General features: G+C 67.4%; 8 protein-coding genes. 2 read left to right on the top strand and 6 right to left on the bottom strand.

The features are described from left to right. Positions 1-18 precede the first annotated feature (18 nt). From Q7W82_RS17730 to ybaL, 3 genes are all read right to left on the bottom strand, one after another. Entirely contained in the window at positions 19-2,145 is a 2,127-nt protein-coding gene (locus tag Q7W82_RS17730) for a TonB-dependent siderophore receptor (RefSeq protein ID WP_242161053.1), read from the bottom strand. A gap of 28 nt (positions 2,146-2,173) precedes the next feature. Further along, entirely contained in the window at positions 2,174-2,905 is a 732-nt protein-coding gene (locus tag Q7W82_RS17725) for an aldolase/citrate lyase family protein (protein WP_242161054.1), read from the bottom strand. A gap of 203 nt (positions 2,906-3,108) precedes the next feature. Beyond that, positions 3,109-4,788 (bottom strand): YbaL family putative K(+) efflux transporter, encoded by a 1,680-nt coding sequence (gene ybaL / locus Q7W82_RS17720; RefSeq protein ID WP_242161055.1) that lies wholly within the window; start codon positions 4,786-4,788, stop codon positions 3,109-3,111. A gap of 522 nt (positions 4,789-5,310) precedes the next feature. Here ybaL and Q7W82_RS17715 point away from each other — a divergent pair. Continuing rightward, entirely contained in the window at positions 5,311-6,825 is a 1,515-nt protein-coding gene (locus Q7W82_RS17715) for an MASE1 domain-containing protein (protein WP_242161056.1), read from the top strand. On the opposite strand, the gene Q7W82_RS17710 is transcribed toward Q7W82_RS17715, so the two are convergent. Both Q7W82_RS17710 and Q7W82_RS17705 read right to left on the bottom strand, forming a co-directional pair. Then, positions 6,815-7,246 carry a hypothetical protein gene (locus Q7W82_RS17710; RefSeq protein WP_242161057.1) on the bottom strand — a complete coding sequence of 144 codons (432 nt, stop codon included), beginning with the start codon at positions 7,244-7,246 and terminating at the stop codon, positions 6,815-6,817. The genes Q7W82_RS17715 and Q7W82_RS17710 overlap by 11 nt on opposite strands. An 812-nt stretch (positions 7,247-8,058) precedes the next feature. Then, entirely contained in the window at positions 8,059-10,443 is a 2,385-nt protein-coding gene (locus Q7W82_RS17705) for a TonB-dependent receptor (RefSeq protein ID WP_242161058.1), read from the bottom strand. A 663-nt stretch (positions 10,444-11,106) separates the two neighbouring features. Between Q7W82_RS17705 and Q7W82_RS17700 the strand changes: the two genes are divergently transcribed. Further along, complete coding sequence (locus tag Q7W82_RS17700; protein WP_242161605.1) at positions 11,107-12,030, top strand: IS110 family transposase; 924 nt, start codon at positions 11,107-11,109, stop codon at positions 12,028-12,030. A 463-nt stretch (positions 12,031-12,493) separates the two neighbouring features. Here Q7W82_RS17700 and Q7W82_RS17695 read toward each other — a convergent pair whose 3' ends face one another. Further along, on the bottom strand, positions 12,494-14,887 hold the full coding sequence (locus tag Q7W82_RS17695; RefSeq protein WP_242161151.1) for a TonB-dependent receptor: 2,394 nt from the start codon (positions 14,885-14,887) through the stop codon (positions 12,494-12,496). Positions 14,888-15,034 lie beyond the last annotated feature (147 nt).

Genomic DNA, 15,034 nt, shown 5'->3' with positions numbered 1-15,034 from the left:
GTCCGACGCCGGGATGGATCAGAACGTGTACTCGAGGCCGACGGTGACGCTGCGGCCCGGCGCCGGCTGCCGGCCCCAGGGGCTGGTGTCGATGCCGCGGTACCAGTACTTGCGATCGAACAGGTTGTTGACCGCCAGCGACGCGCTGAGCTTGCCGCTGGTCCCTTCGCTGAGCACCTGGCTCAGCTGCGCGTTCCACACCCAGTAGGAGGGCAGTTCGCCGACCGAGGCGATCGCGTTCTCCTGCACGGTGTTGGCCGCATCGCTGAAGGCACGGCTGAAGTAATAGCTGGAAACGGCGACGGTGGTATGACCGGATTCGGGCCGGTACGACGCGCCGAGGGTGAGCTGGTTGCGCGAGGTGTAGGGCACGCGATTGCCGTCGTACACGCCCGATTCCTGCCGCGCGTCCAGGTAGGCGTAGCCGGCGTTGAGGGTCAGCGCGCGCAGGTGCGCCGGGCTCCACTGCACTTCCACTTCGCCGCCCTGGTGGCGGGTCTTGCCGAGGTTGCGGTAGGTGCGGGTGGTGTTGTCGAGCTGGATTTGCTGATCGAAGTCGATCAGGTAGCCGCCGAACTGCACACGGGTGCGCTCGTTGGGCTGGTAGCGCGCGCCAGCCTCGTAGTTCCAGGCCAGTTCGGCGTCGAGGTTGTCGCCGAAGATGATCTGGGTGACCTGCGGCGCGCGCAGCGAGCGCTGGCCGTCGGCGTACAGGTACCACTGCGGGCTGGCCTGGAAACCCAGGGTCAGGCCGGGCAACACGTCGTCGGTCTTGTTGCGCGTGCGCGCGCCGCTGGCCAGGTTGTAGTAGCGCGAATCGACCTGCTCGTAGCGCAGGCCAGGGGTGACGGTGACGCGCCCGTCGGCGAACGCGATCGCGTTGCTGACGTAGGCCGCCGCGCCGCGATCCTTGAAGCGCCAGTCGCGCACCAGGGTGTAGACGCCGTTGCTGAGGCGGGTGTTGCCGACCAGGAAGTCGATGTCCTCGTTGATCGCGCGCGCGCCGAGCGTCCACTGCTGGCGCACCGCGTCGCCCATCGTCCAGCTCAGCCGCGGTTCGCTGCCGTAGACCCGGAAATCGCGCGGCGCGCTCTGCCGCAGTTGCGGCGGCAGGTCGGGGCGCCAGGTCTCGCTGGAGGCCGAACGCATGCCGACGATGAAGTTGCGGCTGCTGCGCGCGCTGAAGTTGCTCCAGTCCAGGCGCAGGTCCTGGAACGGCCCCACGTCGCCGAAGTCCTGCTGGTAGACCAGCGAGGCGCGGGTGGTACGGCCGGTGAATGCATCCAGCGGCCGCGTCGACTGGCGCGGATTGCGCAGGTAGTCGGCGGTGGACAAGGCGCCGGCCATGTCCATGTCGGCGACATAGCGCTGCACGCTGGCCTTGAGCAGCTTGTCCGGCGCCAGCCACCACTCTGCGCGCAGGCGCAGGTTCTTGATGTCGGTGGCGCTGTGTTCACGCCAATAGTCGCCCTTGGTCCAGTTCGCATCCAGTTGCAGGCCGAAGGTCTCGCTGGCGTAGCCGCCGGTGCTGATCGCGGTGTCGCTCAGGTAATGCCCGGCGCCGCCAGCGGTGACCTTCTGGCCCAGCGTGGTGGTCCAGGTGGTGGGGATGTCCGGGCTGATCAGGTTGATCACGCCGCCGACGTTGTTGGGGCCGTACTGCACCGCGGCGCCGCCGCGCACGATGTCGATGCGGTCGATCTGGTTCATGCCGACCGGGAACAGCGACAGGCTGGTCTGCCCGTACGGCGCCAGCGCCAGCGGAATGCCGTCCTCCAGCACCTGTACGCGGCCGCTGCGGCTCTCGTACAGGCCGCGCAGCATGATCTGCGGCAGCGCGCCGGTGCCGGTCTCGTCGAACACCTTGATGCCCGGCACCTTCTGCAGCGCCTCGTCCAGCGAGCGGTTGGCGCCGGTGCGCAGCTGCGTGCTGTCGATCACCTGGCGGCTGCCGGCGTAGTGCTGCACGTCCTCGACGGTGGAGCGGCCGAGCAGGCTGCCCTGCACCTGCACCGCGTCGAGTTGGCGGATCCGCGCCTGCGCGTCGGCATCGGGCGGGACGTCCTCGGCGCGCACGCTGGTGGGAGCGAGCATGGCGGCGACGAGGGCGACGGCCAGCAGCGAAGGGGAAAGCGAAGCGATCAAGACGACGACTCCAAAGGCACGAAAACGGTCAGGGACGGCGCAGGTCGGCTGCGCGCTGGCGCAATGCGGCCTGCAGCAGCGCGCGGTCTTCGCCGGCGAACAGCCACTGCAGGTCCGGTTGCACCAGCCAGTGCGCGCGCTGTGCGGCGTCGCGGGGATTGGGGCAGAACGGAACGCCGGCGGCGCGGCAGGCCGCATCGATCGCCAGCAGGTGATCCCAGACCTGCGGGTGGGTGGGCTGCGGGCCGACGCCCAGGTCCAGCGCCAGGTCGAGCGCGCCTTCCATCACCAGCGACACGCCGGGTACCTGCAGGATCTGCGGCAGCGCGCGCACGCCGGCGGCGCTCTCGATCATCGGGATCACGCGCAGGCGCTCGCGGCTGCGGGCGATGTAGTCGGCCAGGGCCACGCTGCCGAAGCCGGTGACGCGGCCACCGGTGATGCCGCGGCGGCCGTGCGGCGGGAAGTGCGCGGCGGCGACCGCGCGCTTGGCCTGTTCGGCGCTGTCCAGCCCGGCCAGGACCACGCCGCGGGCGCCAGCGTCGAGCACCCGGCCGATCAGCTTGGCATCGACCTCGGGCACCCGCACCCAGGCTTCGCAGCCGCCCAGCTCGCAGGCGCGGATGGCGTGTTCCAGCTCGGCTGGCGAGCGCAGCACGTGTTCCAGATCGAGCACCGCAAAGTCATAGCCGACATGCCCGAACATCTCGCACAGCAGGGCACTGGGCACGGAGTTGAGCAACCCGATCTTGCAGGCCATGGGGGAGGGCGAGCGGAACTGGGGAAGGGAGCGCAATCCTGCCGCAAACGAGAATGCTTATCAAGAAGATTCGCTGCGCGTCGTCACGGCCGCTGTAGACGCTTTCTGTGCGCTACCGCGCTTCTCGCTGCGACTCACTCTTCGAAGAGGAGCCGCTTTTGCGAATACCCGATCCCTAATCCCCAATCCCTGCGGTCAAGGCCTCAGCGTGCGGCAGCGCGCATCCCCCGGTACGGCGGCGTCGCCATCACCATTTCCGCCAGCGAATACGCCAGCTCGCGCTCGGCCATCACCGTGCCGTCGGCGCCGTGGTCGAGCAGATGCTTGACCTCGGCATCGCTGTGCGCCCGCGCCAGCAGGGTCAGCGCCGGGTTCAGCGCGCGCAGCTTGGCCAGGGCCTCGCCGGCCTCCAGCGGCTGCGGGATCGCCAGGATCGCGATCTTGGCCTTTTCCGGATGCGCCTCGGCCAGCACGCGGTCGGCAGCGGCGCTGCCACGGATGCCGGGGATGCCGTCGGCATGCGCGCGTTCGACGTGGTCGCGGTTGTCGTCGATCACCAGCACCGGCACGCCGCGCTCGCGCAACACCGCCGCCAGCGCGCTGCCGACCCGGCCGTAGCCGATCACGATGGCATGGTCGACCAGGTCCAGCGATGGGCCCGGCGGCAGTTCCGGTTCCACCGTCACCGGCGCCTCCACCGCCTGCCGCGCCTGCCATCGGTCCAGCCAGGTGAACAGCAGCGGATTGGCGATGATCGACAGCAGCGCGCCGGCCAGGATCAGGTCGCGGCCGGTCTCGGGCAGGATCGCCAGGCTCACGCCCAGGCCGGCGAGGATGAAGGAGAACTCGCCGATCTGCGCCAGGCTGGTGGAGATGGTCAGGGCGATGCCGGTGGGATGGCCGAAGGCCCGCACGATCACGAACGCGGCCAGCGACTTGCCGACGGTGATGGTCAGGAAGGTGGCCAGCACCTGCCACGGATGCTCGAGCAGGATGTGCGGATCGAACAGCATGCCCACCGAGACGAAGAACAGCACCGCGAAGGCGTCGCGCAGCGGCAGCGAGTCGTTGGCGGCCTTGTGGCTGAGTTCCGATTCCTTCAGCAGCATGCCGGCGAAGAACGCGCCCAGCGCGAACGACACGCCGAACAGGGTCGCCGAGCCGAACGCCACGCCCAGCGCGATCGCCAGCACCGACAGGGTGAACAACTCGCGCGAACCGGTCGCGGCCACCTTTTCCAGCGCCCACGGGATGGCGCGGCGGCCCACCACCAGCATCACCGCCACGAACGCGGCCATCTTCAGCAGGGTGACGCCGAGCGCGCCGAGGATCGAGCCGGTATCGGCGCCCTTGCCGCCGAGCACGTCGGCCAGCGCCGGCAGCAGCACCAGTGCCAGCACCATCACCAGGTCTTCCACGATCAGCCAGCCGACCGCGATGCGCCCGCGCAGCGTCTCCAGCAGGCGCCGTTCCTCCATTGCCCGCAGCAGCACCACGGTACTGGCCACCGACAGCGCCAGGCCGAACACCAGGCCGTGCAGGGTCGGCCAGCCCATGCTCCAGGCCAGCCCCCAGCCGAGCAGGGTGGCGACCGCGATCTGCGCCAGCGCGCCGGGGATCGCGATCCACTTCACTTCCATCAGGTCTTCGAGCGAGAAGTGCAGCCCCACCCCGAACATCAGCAGCATCACCCCCAGTTCCGACAGCTGGGTGGCCAGGGCCTGGTCGGCGACGAAGCCCGGCGTGAACGGACCCACGCAGATGCCCGCCACCAGGTAGCCGACCAGCGGCGAGAGTTTGAGGCGATGGGCCAGCGTGCCAAGGAGGAAGGCGAGCGCGAGCCCGACCGCGATGATGTCGATGAGACTGGTGTCGTGATGCATTCAGGATCGCAGAACAAGTAGGCGTCGAGTGTCGCCGATCGGGGCTTTTGTCGGCAAATCGCTGTAGCAGGGATGGCGTGACAACAGTGGCCGCAGGTACTGGGCGCGCGCCTCTGCGTCCTCGGCCGCGGAACGCAGTGGCGCGACAGGAAGAGCCCGGCCAGCGCTCCGTGCGCAGCCAGGCCTGGCCGGCCGTGTCCTGATTGGATCAGGTGAGGCTGGCTCGGAGGAACTGGATCCGCCCGTCCCCGCACGCGACCGATCCGTTCGGTCAGGTATGGTCGAAGCGGGCGGCGCGGCGCCGATCGTTGCGCAGTCGGTACCGGCGTCGGTCCTCCACCGTGGCCCTGATGGCCACTCCCCGACAGCGCGATTGGGATGGAGGTCGCAGGGATCGGGTGTCGCACGCAACTCCCTGTCAGGAAAGGCATTACACCCAATGTTGGACGTTAACTGTCTACTGTTTCGGCCCATTCCCTGGTGTATGTTTGCGCCATTGGTGTCCTGCCAGGACAGGGTGGCATGGCTAGACTGAAGACCTTCGCGAGCGGAATCCTTCTGAGTGCTTTGTACTGCGCGGCCTACCTGGCCGTGTGGCACTGCTCTCTGGATCAATGGTTCCTGCCGATCGGACTGCGCACGGCAGCACTGCTGTTTCTCCCGTATCGGCTTTGGCCCTACGTTTTTCTGGGAGACGCGGCGGCGCTGCTGAGCATGCGTGTGCCGATGATCGATGCGGAGGGCGCAAATCCGGTCTGGGTGTATGGCAGTTCCTTGCTGTTGATGCCGGCCTTCTCGCTGCTGCCCTGGGCGGTCCGGCGTAACCTGCCCGATTTCCGGGTCGAGCAGAGTTGGCTGCCGCTGATCTGCCTGTGTGCGGCGTTGTGGGCCGTGCTGGTCAACAAGGGCGCCAACTGGCTGCTCGGTGGACCTGCCGCCTACATCAACCTGGAAAACACGCTCAAGTTCTGGATCGGTTTCTATCTGGGTATCGTCATGTTCGTCTTTCCGGCACTGCTGTGGGTCAGGCGAGCAGAGGGGGATGCAGGTACGCGACGGGCGGTGCTGCACAGCGCCGGCATCGCCGCGCTGCTGATGGGCGTTCTGTTCGGTATCGCGATGCAGGTCGAGGGCGTCCTGCGCCAGTTCCTCCTGGTGCTCATGATCACGCCTGCCGTCTGGCTGACGTTCAAGCATGCCTGGCGGGGCGCTGCCATCGGTGTGGTGATGGCCAACTTTGCGGTGGCCATGTCCCTGCCGAAGACCAACTATGCCGGTGCCTACGACGCGGATACCTTGCAGGTGCAGTTGTTGATCGCATTTGCCGTCACCGCGCTTGCCTCACTCGGCGCCAAGCTGTCTGTCGCCTTCGACCAGGTGCAACGCTTCGGCTTTGCCGAAAGGGAGGCGCTGCAGGTCGCCCAGGCCAGCTACATGTCGGCCGAGCGTACCCTGCGCAACCGGGTGATCGAGTACACCGACATCCACGTGCATATCAACAAGCTGCGCCGCGACATCGCCACCACGCTGAAGCAGCACGGCCACTACGCGGCGGCGATGGAAATGAACCGCACCGGGGTGATCCAGGCGCAGCTGCTGGACGACTACGTCGCCGCACTGTATCCGCTGGATATCGAAACCCATGGCCTGTATGGCGCGCTGAATTCCATCGCCTTCGCCAATGCCTGCGATACCGAGGTCGAGGCGCGCCTGCACGGAGATTCGCGGCGGCTGTCGATCGGGCTGCAACTGGCGGCGTATCGCTGCGTGCTCAACGCCATGCAAATCCTGCCCGACGCGGGCCGGCACACGATCGCGGCGCGGGTCTGGTCGGCCCGTGGCAAGCGCGGCGTGGTGGTGACGGTGGAAGCCGATGCGGCGATGCCGGGTGCTGGGCGCAAGCCTCACAACGCCGACGAGATGGACTGGGAGTTGGCCAGCCGGTTGAAGGCTCATGACGGCACCTGCCGGCGCCGCCATGAGCAGAAGATCAGTTTTCTGATCTCCGAGCCGCTGGAAAGGACCGTTACTTCTTGATGGTCACGGTCCAGACGTCGCCGTTGGCGCCGCTGGCCAGCTGCACGGTGAAGTAACGCGCGTCGTAGACCACGGTGCCGCGGCTGCTGTCGAAGGTGTCGACGGTGCTCACCCGATCCACGTCCTTGCCCATCGGCGTCACCCATGCGGTGTCGCCGACGCGGCCGATCGCGCCACGCACCTGGCCGGTGGTGTCGTTGATCTGCAGATAGGTCACGCCGTTACGCTCGAACTGGTAGATGCGTGCCGACGGGTTGCTGGACAGATTGGTCGCCGCCGGGGCGCTTTCGCCAAGGCCACGAATGGCGATCGGCGTGCCGACACCACCGCCCGGACAGCAGCTTTGCGCATAGGCATTGGACACCAGCGCAGAGCAGAGCACGATGCCCGAAAGCGTCGCGAGTTTAGAGGTCTTCCACATAATTACGTCCTTCCCCTGATGGGGTTTTTTTTGCCTGCCGTTCAGGCGATTCCACATTACGCGAATCGCAACAGGCCACTGTTGACAAATAATCAAGCGATTCATACTTGTGATGTGCATCACTTTTATATTCTGGGAAATGATTCCCAGAAAAGTGGGCCGCATCGGCTTGCTCAGGTATGGCCCCAGGTCATCGCAGCATCGCGTGACCGGTCCGGCGTCGCCGGGCTGTCGGGCGCCGTGCTTGGTGCAGTTTCCATGCCATAAGCGGCCATCCCTGCGCGGCGTGGTGGCCGAGCGTGGCCGGTCGCATTGATGCGCACCTAAATACGTGCGGGTCTTCGCTGGCGGTGGCTTGGATCGAATGGCGCTGTCTATCGTCCGCGCACTGCGCCGCGGGTAAAACGCATTGTCCCGCCCGGCGTTTTGCGAGTGCGGCGCGGCGGTCCTGTGTCGGACATCGCGATCATTGGAGGCAAGCAAACGGCTGCCACGTATTCACCGATGCATTCCCATCGCGCGACGAATGCTTGACGCATGTGCGTCGCCGCCGCCGCGATCAGGTCGAGCCCGCGCTGTAAAACGCGATAAGAATGGCGACGGTCGGAGATGCGCCGCCGAACGGCATCTGGCAGGTCGGGCGCGCATGCGTCATGCCGAATCCGTATCGCCACTGCGTTTGGCACGTAGTCCAATCCTGTTGCGCGGCCGTGCTGCCGCATGCCATCGCACGCCACCGGCGCACGCGTGCGGTCGCGGTGTTGCCACGACAAAGACGGCGGCGGTGCCGGGGCACCGCCGCCGCCTGCGCTTTACCAACTGTAGTTGACGTTGGCGTAGGCGAAGGCGCCATTGAAGCCGAACGGCGAGGAGGTGCTGTACGGCAGGTAGGTGCGGGTGCCGGCACCGGCGCGCGAGCGGTCGGGGTACTCGTTGAGCACGTTGTCGCCGCCGACAGTCACGCGCCACCGACCCAGGGTGTAGGCGGCCGACAGGTCCAGCGTCCACTTGGCCGCATAGGTCTGATCGGCCGCGGGCGTGGTGCCGAAGTCGGTGAACTCGCCCCAGCGCGTGGCGGTGGCGGTGAAGGCCCAAGCGCCGGGCGACCACACGCTGCTCAGGAAAAACTTGTCGCGCGGCGAGCCGCGGGTGATGCGGCCGATCTCGGCACGGCCGATGCGCACCGCGGTCGGGTCGATCGCCTCCAGCACCGCCGGGTTGCCGGCAATCTTCTCGATGTCGGTCTTGTTGTAGTTGTAGCCGGCGGTCAGATCGAGGCTGCTGGCGGGCAGCGCCAGCTTGTAGGTGCCGATCGCGTCCACGCCCTGGGTCTTGGTATCGATGGCGTTGGTGAAATAGCGGCCGCCGCCGATGCCGGCGTAGCCGTTGCCCTGCAGGTAATTGCGCACGGCCGTGGAGGTGAGGTTCTCCGAGAGCACGATGCGGTCGTCAATGTCGATGCGGTAGGCGTCGAGGGTGATGTACAGCGCGTCCACCGGCTGCAGCACCAGGCCCAGGCCGTAGTTCTTGGACTTCTCGGCCTTCAGCGGTTCGGCGCCGAGCGCGATCGCCGCCGGGTTGTCGGTGCGGAAGGTGCCGATCTCGAACGGCGTGGCGGCGATGCTGCCGTCGGGCTGGGCGACGTTGATGAAGTTGGTGGCGACCGACTGGAAGTACTGCTGCTGCAGCGAGGGCGCGCGGAAGCCGGTGGAGACGGTGGCGCGCAGCGCGACCTTGGGGCTGAAGGCATAGCGCAGCGACAGCTTGCCGGTGGCGGTGTCGCCGAAGTCGCTGTAGTTCTCGTAGCGTCCGGCCAGGCCGGCGGAGAACTTGTCGGTGATGTCGCCTTCCAGGTCGAGGTAGGCCGAATAGCTGTTGCGGTCGTAGTGGCCGGAGTCGCTGGGCTTGAAGCCGGCGAACACCTGCGCGCCCGGCAGCAGGGTGCCGTTGGCCGAGGGGATGCCGCCGTTGACGTAGGACGCCGGCGCGCCCGGCGATTCGTTGAACTTCTCGCCGCGCCATTCGGCGCCGAAGGCCAGGGTGAGGGGGTAGGCCAGGCCAACCTCCAGCGATTTGCTGAAGTCGGCGTTGAGCACGTTCTGGGTGACCTGCAGCGCGCCGGCATAGAACTCGGTGGGGCTGGCCAGGCCGAGGCTGTTGTTGAGGCTGTGGCGCACGTCGAAACTCAGGTCGTTGCGGCCGTAGTTGTAGCTCAGGTCGATGGCCAGGCCGCCGGCGGTGCTGGACTTGACCCCACCGACCCAGGACACGTCCTTGCTGACGTTGTAGATCTGCGGCAGGAAACCGTCCGGGTAGATCTCCGGGCGGTTGCGGTTGTCGCCGGACCAGCGGAAGTAGCCGTTGGACAGCACTTCGCGGCGGCTGAGCATCGCGTAGGAATAGAAGGTGATGTAGTCGGCCGGGCTGTACTGGCCGTTGTAGGAGAACGCACCCTGGTCGACGTCGGGGTCGCCGTAGCGCTGCTGTACCTGGCCCTGGTACGGCGTGGCGCGGTCGGTCTGGTCCTGGTGGCCGGCCTGCGCGGCGAAGTGCACGCTGCCGGTCTCGGCGAAGGTGAGCCCGGCATCGCCGGAGAGCTGGTACTGCTCGCCGTCGCCGGCGCTGTACTTGCCGTAGCGCGCGGCCAGACTGCCGCCGCTGCCGCTGCCCTTGAGCACGATGTTGATGACGCCGGCGATGGCGTCGGAGCCGTATTGCGCCGAGGCGCCGTCGCGCAGCACTTCGATGCGTTCGACCGCGGCGATGGGAATGGTGTTGAGATCGGCCGGCGACGAGCCGCGGCCCTGCGCGCCGTTGAGGTTGACCAGGGCGGTGGTGTGGTAGCGCTTGCCGTTGACCAGCACCAGCACCTGGTCCGGCGAGAGCCCGCGCAACTGCGCCGGGCGCACCGCGTCGGAACCGTCGGTGATCGCCGGGCGCGGGAAGTTCAGCGAGGGCACCGCGCGCGACAGCGCGGTGGCCAGTTCGGTGGTGCCGGTGGACTGCAGCGTTTCCGGCGAGATGATGTCGATCGGCGACGCCGATTCGGCCACGGTGCGATCGGCCACGCGGGTGCCGGTGACGATGACGGTATCCAGCGTTTGCGCGTTGCCGGCGTTCTGCGCGTGGACGGAAACGGCGGAGGTCGCCAGACACAGGGCGACGGCGTGGGCGAGCGGAGTGAGCGTGCGCGTCATGAGGGAGGCGGCTCCAGTAGTGGGGGAGTGCGTCGCTGCACGCGCGCTCCCCTTGTCCCCTGGCGGATGCGGCGACGCCACTTAGGGATTACCGACGGATGTCAGCAGTGTCAATGTTCCGTTAAGCGCGAGGTGGAGGTTGCAGTTGCAACCACCGCTGCAGGCATTGCGGCAGCGTGGATCCGCGGATTTGCCGGGGTTGTAGACAAAATGGCCGGGCACGCGCGACGGCGCGGTGCCTGCGCCGTGCCTGCGCGGGATCGCGTGCGCATCCTGCGTGACGCTGCGGGTTGCGCAGCTGTGAGGTGCGGGCTACATGGCCGCGGGCGTCATCCTGTGGATTGACCGCGGCGGCGTTGCCATGGGGGGCGCCAGCGCATGGCTGGTCGTTCCAGCAACATCGCCCGCTTCGACGCGCTATAGATGAAGCGTCGCGGCTGAAGCCGCTTGTGTCTTATGAGGGTCTATCGTTATAGGTGAGAGCGGAGTGCGGCAGGCCGTTTAGCCGCAGTGCCAAGCAAGCACGAGTAGGAGTCAGCGCCGCCGCACTCCGTACTCCTGCCTCACAAGCCCGAACAGTTGCCCGAGTCGCGAACTCGAACTCCACAAGCATGGGCATCGGCAGGAGTGCTCTCACCCCTGAGTCTACTGCGGAGAACGTCTATGCGACGCTTTGTCGGGATCGATGTTGCCAAGGCCGAACTGGTCATTCATGTCCTGCCGGAGGGCCACACCTGGACCCAGCCGAATACCGCACAGGAGCGGCGTGCGCTGGCCCAGCGCCTGACGGGGCTGGACTGCGAGCGGATCGTGCTGGAAGCCAGTGGTGGCTATGAACATGCCCTGCTGCGAGTCCTTCGGGAGGCGGACCTGCCCGCGGCAAGGGTGGCCGCCGATCGTCCGCGGGACCTGGCCAAGGCCCTTGGCCTGCACGCCAAGACCGACGCCCTGGACGCGCGCCTGTTGGCCATCGCCGCCCAGCACATCCCGGCCACACCCACAGCCGTACTACCCGAGCATCTTCAGTCCCTGCGCGAATTGCTGGACCTACGCGACACTCTGGTCGGCCAGCGTGATGCCCATCGGCGGCGGCTGGAGCACATCACCAGCCCCGAGGTGCAAGGCCACTGCCAAGAGGTGATCGCCCTACTGAACCAGAAGATCCAGGCGTTGACGCGGCAGATCGAGCAGCAGGCTACGACCTGCTCCACCCTGCCGAAGGTGCCCGGACTTGGCGCGATCCTGCGCGCGGTCCTGGCCGCACGGCTGCCGGAACTGGGCACGTTACCGCCGCGCAAGCTCGCTGCTCTGGTCGGGCTAGCCCCGTTCAATCGCGACAGCGGCCGCTGGCAGGGCCAGCGTCGCATCAAAGGCGGACGGGCCGAGATCCGACGCGTGCTGTACATGGCCACCTGGGCCAGCATCCGCGCCAAATCCCCCTTGGCCAAGACCTATGCCCGCCTGCGTGCGGCCGGCAAACCAGCCAAGGTCGCCATCGTCGCCTGCATGCACAAGTTCCTGCGCTGGCTCAACGCGATTGCGCGTGATCAGGCAGCGTATGCCCCTCCTGCCATCGCGGCTGCATGACAGTTGACTCCTACGGGTGTCACGGGCGTACGCTGCGCAGGCCAGGCCAGGCCAGGCCAGGCCGGCGCGCGCGGTGCGTTCGTCTGGTGCCTTGATGACGGGATGGAGAGGCACGCAGGCGAGGGTGGCGGCGAAGTCACCATCGCCGATCGCCTCCAGCGGTTGTCGCTGGGTTGAGCCAGGGGAGATGCCGTGCGGCAACGTCATTCGCGGTTGGTACGTTCGCGTTTCGCAGGAGCGGCTTCAGCCGCGACCCCTGCGCGATCGCGTCGCAGCTGAAGCCGCTCCCACAAAAACCTAGGCAGGCGAACACGTCGCAACCGATAAATTGCCGATCCCGAATCCCGAATCCCGAATCCCGAATCCCCAATCCCCAATCCCCGCCCGCAAAAAACAACGGCCCGGAAATCCGGGCCGTCGTCATGCCGCATAACGTAGGCGCCATCCACGCCCGGGCCCGCGATCACCAGCGGTAATTGATCCGCCCGTACACGTAGGCGCCGTTGAAGCCGTACGGCGAGTAGTTGCTGTACGGGAGCATGCCGTAGGTCGAGTTGATCAGGTTGGCGGTCTTGTCCGGGTACTGGTCGAACACGTTGTCCGCGCCCAGCGTCAGCGTCCAGTTGGTGCTCGGCTTGAAGCTGGCCGAGGCGTCGACCACCCAATCCGCGCCGTAGGTCTGGTCGCGCGCGGCGGTGGCCGAATTGCGCACGGTGAATTCGCCGTAGCGGGTGGCGGCCAGGCTAAGGTCCCACTTCGGCAGCTTCCAGGTGCCGCTGAGGATCAGCTTGTCCTTCGGATAGCTGTCTTCCAGGCGGCCGATCTCGTCGCGGCCCAGCGTGGTCTGGGTCGAGCCGATGGCGGCCAGCGCCTGCGGCTGGGTCACCGCATGGGTGATATCGGTCTTGCTGTAGCCGTAGCTGGCGGTGAGGTCCAGCGTGCTGGCCGCGAACGGGATGCTGTAGGTGCCGACCACGTCGACGCCGCGGGTGCGGGTGTCGGCGGCGTTGCTGAAGTAGCGCACGCTGGTGACGTTGCTGTAGCCGAGCTGGCGCAGCTTGGCCAGCACCGCCGCGTCGTTGAGGTTGGACGACAGCAGGATGCGGTCGTCGATCTCGATCTGGTACGCGTCCACGGTCAGGTACAGGCGCTCGACCGGCTGCAGCACCAGGCCCAGGCTGTAGGACAGCGAGGTCTCGGCCTTCAGCGGCGCGGCGCCCAGCGCCTGGGCCACGGCGCTGTTCACCGGGAAGGTGCCGGATTCGAAGAAGCTGCCGTTGATGTAGCTGCTGGTCACCGCCTGGTACTGCTGCTGCGCCAGCGACGGCGCGCGGAAGCCGCTGGCGACGGTGCCGCGCAGCGCCACCTTGTCGGTGAAGGCATAGCGCGCCGACAGCTTGCCGGAGGTCTTGCTGCCGAAGTCCGAGTAGTCCTCGTAGCGGCCGGTGAGGCCGGCGGAGAACTTGTCGGTGAGGTCGGCTTCCAGCCCCGCGTACACCGCGTAGTTGTGGCGGTCCGAATGCACCGCGTTGAGCGGCGCGAAACCGGCAAAGCCCTGCGCACCGCCGGTGGTGCCGGTGTACGAGGCCGGCTCGCCCGGCGACTGGTTCCACTTCTCCTGGCGGTACTCGGCGCCGAAGGACAGCGTCACCGGATAGGCCAGGCCCCACTCCAGCGGCTGGGTGAAGTCGGCGTTGATCGCGTTCTGGGTGTACTCCAGCGCGCCGTCGTAGAAGCGCCGCGGGCTGTCCGCGCCGAGGCTGTAGTTGATGCTGTTGGCGGTGTGGAAATCGACCTTGTTGTAGCCGTAGTTGTAGCTGATGTCCCAGGCGAAGCCGCCGGCGGTGCTGCCCTTCAGGCCGGCGAGCAGCGAGCGGTCCTTGGAGTACTGCTCGATCTGCGGCACGTAGCCGTCCGGGTAGACCTGCGCCAGCAGCGCGGTCTGGCCGTTGTGGTTGCGCGAGCGGTAGAACGCGAACGAGGTGATGTCGCGGTTGCTGGCGATCGCGGTGGCATAGCCGGTGAGGTGGTCGCTGAAGCGGAACTCGCCGTTGGCCGAGACCGCGGTGGCGTCGACCTTGGGATCGCCGTAGACGAAGGTGGTCTGGCCGATGCCGGGATAGTTGCCGGTGTTCGGCGCGGTGCCCTGGTACGGACCGGCGCGATTGGTGGCGTCCTGCTGGCTGATCTGCCCGGCCACGTGCAGGCTGCCGCGGCCATCGCCGAAGCCGACCCCGGCATCGCCGGAGAGCTGCGACTTGGCGCCGTCGCCGGCCGAGTACTGGCCGTGCTCCACCGCCAGGCTGCCGCCTTCGCCGGCGCCCTTGAGTACGATGTTGACCACGCCGGCGATGGCGTCGGAGCCGTACTGCGCCGAGGCGCCGTCGCGCAGCACTTCTACCCGCTCGATCGCGGCGATCGGGATCGCGTTGAGATCCACTGCCGAGGAACCGCGGCCGATGGTGCCGTTGACGTTGATCATCGCCGAGGTGTGGCGGCGCTTGCCGTTAACCAGCACCAGCACCTGGTCGGGCGAGAGCCCGCGCAACTGCGCCGGGCGGATGCCGCTGGTGCCGTCGGTCAGGGCCGGGCGCGGGAAGTTCAGCGAGGGCAGCGCGCGCGACAGCGCGGTGGCCAGTTCCGAGGTGCCGGTGGCCTGCAGCGCCTCGGGGGTGATGATGTCGATCGGCGATTGCGACTCGGCGACGGTGCGGTCGCTGACGCGGGTGCCGGTGACGATCACTGTGTCCAGCGTGCTGGGCGTGCTGGACGCCTCGGGGGCGGTCTGGGCGGAGACGGAGGGAGTGGCGAGGGCGGCGAGCACGGCGCTCGCCAGCAGCGACAACGGACGGTTCATGAAAACTCCAGCAGGTGCCGAAACGGCAGGCGGGGCGCGGCGGCTGGCCTGGCCAGGCAGGCCGCGTCCCAGGGGGCGTCTTATTATTTTTTAACATGCGTGCTGCGTCGCAGGATGCAAGCGCATGTTCTTATTTCTTTACGTTCT

The organism is Xanthomonas indica, from assembly GCF_040529045.1.
Classification (GTDB): Bacteria; Pseudomonadota; Gammaproteobacteria; order Xanthomonadales; family Xanthomonadaceae; genus Xanthomonas_A; species Xanthomonas_A indica.
The sequence above is the reverse complement of the archived record's forward strand: the minus strand, read 5'-3'. Positions and strand labels throughout refer to the sequence as shown.

Coding starts and splice junctions, on each gene's coding strand:
- Q7W82_RS17725 (WP_242161054.1), bottom strand. CDS start 2,905: ATGGCCTGCAAGATCGGGTTGCTCAACTCCGTGCCCAGTGCCCTGCTG.
- ybaL (WP_242161055.1), bottom strand. CDS start 4,788: ATGCATCACGACACCAGTCTCATCGACATCATCGCGGTCGGGCTCGCG.
- Q7W82_RS17715 (WP_242161056.1), top strand. CDS start 5,311: ATGGCTAGACTGAAGACCTTCGCGAGCGGAATCCTTCTGAGTGCTTTG.
- Q7W82_RS17710 (WP_242161057.1), bottom strand. CDS start 7,246: ATGTGGAAGACCTCTAAACTCGCGACGCTTTCGGGCATCGTGCTCTGC.
- Q7W82_RS17705 (WP_242161058.1), bottom strand. CDS start 10,443: ATGACGCGCACGCTCACTCCGCTCGCCCACGCCGTCGCCCTGTGTCTG.
- Q7W82_RS17700 (WP_242161605.1), top strand. CDS start 11,107: ATGCGACGCTTTGTCGGGATCGATGTTGCCAAGGCCGAACTGGTCATT.
- Q7W82_RS17695 (WP_242161151.1), bottom strand. CDS start 14,887: ATGAACCGTCCGTTGTCGCTGCTGGCGAGCGCCGTGCTCGCCGCCCTC.